Source organism: Nonomuraea sp. NPDC049141, from assembly GCF_040648415.1.
GTDB lineage: Bacteria > Actinomycetota > Actinomycetes > Streptosporangiales > Streptosporangiaceae > Nonomuraea.
Genome location: NZ_JBEZDR010000218.1, coordinates 1 through 1430 on the forward strand (window position 1 = coordinate 1; position 1430 = coordinate 1430).

The 1430-nt window shown below is 73.1% G+C and carries 3 protein-coding genes; 1 reads left to right on the forward strand and 2 read right to left on the reverse strand.

All coding sequences use genetic code 11. From position 1 onward, the window contains the following. Together AB0B91_RS65975 and AB0B91_RS65980 are read right to left on the reverse strand one after the other, a co-directional pair. Nucleotides 1-237, reverse strand: a 237-nt coding sequence (locus AB0B91_RS65975; protein WP_358343220.1) for a metallophosphoesterase, incomplete at its 3' end; no start/stop codon positions are given. An 84-nt stretch (nt 238-321) separates the two neighbouring features. Further along, nucleotides 322-999 (reverse strand): Crp/Fnr family transcriptional regulator, encoded by a 678-nt coding sequence (locus tag AB0B91_RS65980; protein WP_089003062.1) that lies wholly within the window; start codon nt 997-999, stop codon nt 322-324. A 217-nt stretch (nt 1000-1216) separates the two neighbouring features. On the opposite strand from AB0B91_RS65980, the gene AB0B91_RS65985 reads away from it, so the two are divergent. Continuing rightward, nucleotides 1217-1430: adenosylcobinamide amidohydrolase (locus AB0B91_RS65985; protein WP_358343222.1), on the forward strand; the 214-nt coding region annotated here is incomplete at its 3' end.

Genomic DNA, 1430 nt, shown 5'->3' on the forward strand with positions numbered 1-1430 from the left:
GGAGGGGCGGCCGGCCCGCGCCTGCACCAGCTCGCGGTCCGCGTTGCCCCGTACCCAGCGGGCCCGGTCGCCCAGCCCGGCGAGCACGTCCAGCACCTCGACCGGCTGCGGGCCGGCCGCGATGTCGCCGGTGAGCACGATCAGGTCGGCGGCGGCGACGTCCGGCTCGGCCAGCACGGCCTCCAACGCCGGCAGCGCACCGTGGATGTCGGAGAGAACGGCCACCCGGTCCAGCATCGCTCAACCGTGCCCGCCGGGCGGGCACGGTGTCCAGCGATTCTGCCCCGGGCAGATAGAGCCGGGGCAGACCAGCCGGGTGCGTCAGACGCGGGCGCGGCGGGCCAGGCGCTCCGGGTCGAGGATGATGATGCTCTTGCCGTCCAGGCGCAGCCACCCGCGCGAGGCGAAGTCGGCCAGCGCCTTGTTGACGGTCTCCCGGGAGGCGCCGACGAGCTGGGCGATCTCCTCCTGGGTGAGGTCGTGGGTCACCCGCAGCACCCCGCCGTCGCGGGTGCCGAAGCGGCCGGCCATCTGGAGCAGGTTCTTGGCGACGCGGCCGGGCACGTCGGTGAAGATCAGGTCGGCCAGGGAGTCGTTCGTGCGCCGGAGCCGGCGGGCGAGCACCCGCAGCAGCTGCTCGGCGATCTCCGGGCGGTTGTTCAGCCACGGGCGCAGGGCCTGCTTGCGCAGCCGCACCAGACGGGTGTCGGTGACCGCCGTGGCCGTCGCCGTACGCGGGCCGGGGTCGAAGAGCGACAGCTCGCCCACCATGTCCGACGGGCCCATCACCGCGATCAGGTTCTGCCGGCCGTCGGCAGCGCGCCGACCCACCTTGATCTTGCCGGACAGCAGGATGTAGAGACTGTCGCCGGGTTCGCCCTCGTTGAAGACGATCTCGCCCTTGCGGACCTCGAGCGTCTCCATCTCCTTGGCGAGTGCCTCGGCAGCCTCCGGGTCGACGCCCTGGAAGATCCCGCTGCGAGCCAGTACCTCGTCCATCGCGCACCTCCGCCTGCGCGTGCCGTCCGTCGGCCGGGTCCGCCGTCCGCTGATCCCTCGCGCGTCGCCAGTCTAGGCGCACGTGAGCAGCAATCAGAGGTGCACCCCTGGAATCTTGATCGTTGGGCGTAACCTGCCGGCCCTGATCAAGCAGTAGGATCGCGCGCCCGCCCGGGCGCCGGGTCGGCCCCCGACACCCGGGTCGTAGGGTCACCACGTGCTGAGTGAACCCGTGCTGACCGCCCGCCCGGAGGACGGTCGGGACGTCCCGCTGCTCGTGTGGCGCGCCGACGGTCCGCTGCGCGCGGTCAGCTCCGCGCCGCTGGGCGGCGGGATCGGCGTCCGGCACTGGGTCGTCAACGCGACCGTGCCCATGTCGTACGACCGGGACGACCCCGCCGACCACCTGGCCGAACTGGCCGACCGGCTCG